The following is a 4,158-nucleotide window of genomic DNA, read 5'->3' as shown; positions in this document are numbered from 1 at the left end:
ACCTCGCGGCGTTGTCGCATGACCCGAGTACATCCAGTACGCGGGTCATGCTCCGCCGTGCGAGGCACCGCACCGGACGCCGCGAGCTTTCCGGCAAACCTTTCCGGCCACAGCACTAGCAGCCCGCCGAGGACTCTCAGGATCGTCCTCGGCCCTACGTGATCCCCCCGCACCGAAAGAAAGGTTGGCCGAGTGTCGGACCGATTGAACGGCGAGGAACGCTCCGGCGGGTTCCCGCTCCTGACCGTGCTCGCCCTGATGGCGGGGATCTTCGCGGTCGGCTCGGAGGAGCTGGTGGTCTCACCGCTGCTCGTGGGTATGGCCGACTCGTTCCGCACCTCGGTGGCCCTCATGGCGCTGTCCGTCACGGTGTACGGCGTCGCGACGGCGATCGGCGCCCTGATCTTCGCTCCCCTCGGGGACCGCATGTCACGCCGGGTCAGCCTGACGATCGGGATGACGATGTTCGTCCTGGGGACCGTCCTGTGCGCGCTCGCCCCCTCACCGGCCCTGCTGTTCACGGGACGGGCCCTGGCGGGCCTGGCGACGGGCGCCTTCGTACCGACGGCCTACGCCTTCGTCGGTGACCAGATCCCCTACCGGCACCGCGGCCGCGCCATGGGGATCATCGTGTCGAGCTGGTCGCTGTCGCTCGTGCTCGGCGTACCGATGGGCTCCTTCGTCGGCGGCTGGGTCGGCTGGCGCTGGACCTTCGGGCTGCTCGCGATCCTCGGTGCCGTCGTGACCCTGGTGCTGGTCCGGGCCGGCGGAAGCGGCACCGCCGGCGGCCGGGCCGGCGCAACACCGGACGGAGAGGCGGCCACCGAACCGTCGGGGCGCGGCTGGATCCGGGACGCGGCCCGCGCCTTCCTGGCGCCCCGTGTGCCCACCTACGTCCTCGCCACCTTCCTGAACATGCTGGGCTTCTACGGGATGTACACCTTCCTCGGCAGCGCCCTGCAGTACCGCTTCGGCACGGGCAGCTCGATGACCGGCATCATGATCCTTCTCTACGGTCTGGGCTTCGCGACCAGCTTCCTCACCGGCCGATGGGCCGACGAGTGGGGCAAGGAGCGTGTGCTCGTCGTGCTGCTGGCGGGGCTCGTACCGGCCCTCGCGCTCATCCCGCAGGCCACGCGCTGGACGCCGCTCCTCGTGGTGTGCCTGTTCCTGTGGGGGGCGATGCAGAGCCTCGTGGTCACCCTGCTCAGCACCCTGCTGAGCGAGTGCTCGCAACAGCACCGAGGCGCGATCCTCGCGTTCTACAGCCTCGCCACCAACCTCGGGGTGGCCATCGGGGCGGCGGTGTTCGGCTCCCTGTTCTCCGCATACGGATTCGACGCCCTCGGCTGGGTGTGCGCCGCCATCACCCTCCTGGCCTTCGCCCTGACCGGCTGGGCGCACCGGGGGCGCGGCGAGCGGACCGCGGGTCACCCGACCGCCGGGGACCCGGTTCCCGAGGCGGCCGTGGACCAGGCTCGGGGAGCGAAGGTCGTGGCCCATGAGGACTGAGACCGCGCGCAGACTGCGTGACCTGCCCAGAAGCTCCTTCGCCACGACCGTGGCCAGGATCGACCAGCTCGTCGCCGCGGGCGAGGACGTCGTCAACCTGTGCCAGGGAAACCCCGACCTGCCGACCCCGCCGCACATCGTGGAAGCGCTGCGCAGGGAGGTGCTCGACCCGGCCACCCATCGGTACGGCTCGTTCTCGGGCCTGCTCGAACTCAAGGCCGCGATCGGCGACTGGTACGCGGCTCACCACAGGGTCCGTCTGGACCCCGAGACCGAGGTCGCGATCCTGTTCGGCGCCAAGGCCGGCCTGGTGGAGATCAGCCAGTGCTTCCTCGACCCGGGTGACGTGTGCCTGATGCCCGACCCGGCCTTCCCGGACTACTGGGCGGGCGTGGTCCTCGCCCGGGCGGACATGCGCCCCTTGCCGCTGCGCAGGGAGAACGGTTTCCTGCCCGACTACACCGAGCTGGACCCGGTCACCCGCGCGCAGGCCAAGCTGATGTTCCTGAACTACCCCAACAACCCCACTTCGGTGACCGCCCCGCCGGACTTCTACGCCGAGACCGTCCGCTTCGCCGCCGAGCACCACGTGATCGTGGCGTCCGACTTCGCCTACGGAGCACTGGGCTTCGACGGTGAGCGGCCCGTCTCCTTCCTGGAGACGGACGGAGCCAAGGACGTCGGGGTCGAGTTCATCTCGCTGTCGAAGATGTTCAACATGGCCGGCTGGCGGATCGGAGCCGTGGTCGGCAACCGCGACGTCATCGCCGCGATCAACCTCCTCCAGGAGCACTACTACGTCTCGCTCCCGCCGTTCATCCAGCGCGCCGCCGTCGCGGCCCTCACCGGCCCCCAGGACTGCGTCGACGAGCTGACGGCGGTCTACGAACGACGCCGTGACATCTTCGTCGCCGGGGTGCGCGACGCCGGATGGCCCGTCGACGAGCCCCGGTCGATCTTCGCCTGGCTGCCGATCCCCGGCCGCCGGAAGTCCGCCGAGTTCGCCGACGACCTGCTCACCCGGGCCAGGGTCGCCGTGGCCCCCGGCCACTGGTTCGGCGAGCACGGCGAGGGATACGTACGGGTCAGTCTGCTGGCCCCCGAGGAACGCCTCCGCGAGGCCGTCGCCCGGCTCGCCGCCTTCTCACGATCCACGGGAGACCTGCTGTGATACGCCACGTCGTCCTGTTCCGGTTCAAGCCGGGAATCGACTGGAACGACCCGCGCGCCGTCGAGGCGGAGCAGTCCACCGCGAAGGTGGGCAGCGAGGTGCCCGGACTCCACGCATGGCGCTGCGGACGCAATGTGTCCACCCGGGCCGTCGCCTACGACTTCTACGCCGAGGGAGTCCTGGACGACATCCCGGCCGTCGACCGCTATCTGACCCACCCGTTCCACCGGCGCTCGGCCGAGCTCTGGCGGGAGATCGCCGACTGGGTCGTCGTCGACGTCGAGGCCTGACGCGCGGGTCGACGGGGGCTCCCTACCGCCCCTCCCGGCCCGTCCCGTCGGGGGTACGGGAGCGGGGGCGTGACCAGCGGCTCAGCGCGGTGAGGAGCATCGCGCACACGCACCAGCTCGCGACCACGTCGAGCGGCCAGTGGTAACCCTGACGGACCAGGCCGGCACCGACGCCGAGGTTGACGACGACGGCGCAGCAGACGGCCGCGCCGCGCGACGGGGCGCCGCGCAGCCAGGGCAGGAGCAGCAGAACGGCGGCGCCGTACGCGACGGCGGCGGTCGCGGTGTGGCCGGAAGGGTAGAAACCCGTGCCCGGGCCCATGATCGCGGGGCCGGGGCGGGCGACCAGCTCCTTCAGCGGGACCACCCAGAGCGGTACGGCCGCCATGAGCGCGGCGGCGCCTGCGGCGGGCCGCCACCAGTGGTCCGTACCGGTGGCACGCGCGCGCCACGCGACGCAGACGAGGACGAGTGCGAGCACCGGCACGGCGACGGTGACGTTGCCGAGGTCGGCGAGGAACTGCGCGGCGGCGCCGCGCCGCACGAGGGAGTCGCTGAGGCGTTCGTCCGCGTGGGCCAGCGGGCCGTCCGCGACGACCTGCCAGGTGATCAGCGCGAAGAGGAGGCCCGGAAGGCCGAGAAGGAGGAGTCCGCGGGGTCCGCGGGGTCCGGCGCGACGGCCGGAGGAAATGGTCGGCCGCCCTCGAACAGGGGGGGTGGTTCGAGAGCGGCCGTCCGGATCGGTGTGCCGCGCGCCCCGGGGGGTTTGGGGCGAGCGGCCATCCGATCGGTGAGGAGATCCGGAGCCGGAAGCTCCGGGTGTGTGCGCGAGGGCACGACCAGGGCGAAGCTGGGGAGGCCCCGACCAGGTGTCGCCCACAGTCCCCTGTGGGCGGGGTGTATCTCTCATCTGCCCAAGAACCTACGACAGGCCGTGCGGTGGCGACAGGCGAAAACGCGACCCGACATGCACTTTGCACACCTTCTTCACGCCCTCCGACGCTCGTGCACAGGCACCGGAATCCGAGGCCGCGTTCCGGTTCCGGGAAGCGTGGGACGTCGGAGGCGGATGGGGGATTCCGTATGCGCGCCCCGTGCGGGCGGGGGCCGGCAGGGGGCGCGCAGGGGACGTTCGTGAGCCCCTCGCGAGGAGCTCCTGAAGGGCTCGCGAGGGGCTCACGAACG

At 71.4% G+C, this 4,158-nt stretch carries 4 protein-coding genes; 3 read left to right on the top strand and 1 reads right to left on the bottom strand.

Features of this window, described 5'->3' with window-relative positions:
• The first annotated feature begins 192 nt into the window (after nt 1-192).
• Genes AOK23_RS39795 through AOK23_RS39785 form a run of 3 tightly spaced genes read left to right on the top strand, consistent with a single transcriptional unit; the run spans nt 193 to nt 2,973 of the window.
• On the top strand, nt 193-1,512 hold the full coding sequence (locus AOK23_RS39795) for an MFS transporter (RefSeq protein WP_240496775.1): 1,320 nt from the start codon (nt 193-195) through the stop codon (nt 1,510-1,512).
• The gene (locus AOK23_RS39790; protein ID WP_055717305.1) at nt 1,502-2,683 is read left to right on the top strand and encodes an aminotransferase class I/II-fold pyridoxal phosphate-dependent enzyme; all 1,182 of its coding nucleotides are present in this window, start codon (nt 1,502-1,504) and stop codon (nt 2,681-2,683) included. The genes AOK23_RS39795 and AOK23_RS39790 overlap by 11 nt, the downstream gene beginning before the upstream one ends.
• Nucleotides 2,680-2,973 (top strand): Dabb family protein, encoded by a 294-nt coding sequence (locus tag AOK23_RS39785; RefSeq protein ID WP_055717304.1) that lies wholly within the window; start codon nt 2,680-2,682, stop codon nt 2,971-2,973. The genes AOK23_RS39790 and AOK23_RS39785 overlap by 4 nt, the downstream gene beginning before the upstream one ends.
• Nucleotides 2,974-2,995: 22 nt before the next feature.
• Here the strand turns inward: AOK23_RS39785 and AOK23_RS39780 are convergent, their stop codons facing one another.
• Nucleotides 2,996-3,853: a phosphatase PAP2 family protein gene (locus AOK23_RS39780; protein WP_055717303.1), complete on the bottom strand. Its 858-nt coding sequence runs from the start codon at nt 3,851-3,853 to the stop codon at nt 2,996-2,998.
• Nucleotides 3,854-4,158 lie beyond the last annotated feature (305 nt).

It is taken from the genome of Streptomyces torulosus, from assembly GCF_001419765.1.
Taxonomy (GTDB): domain Bacteria; phylum Actinomycetota; class Actinomycetes; order Streptomycetales; family Streptomycetaceae; genus Streptomyces; species Streptomyces torulosus.
Note: the sequence above shows the minus strand (reverse complement) of the source record. Positions and strands in the feature narration are given on the sequence as shown.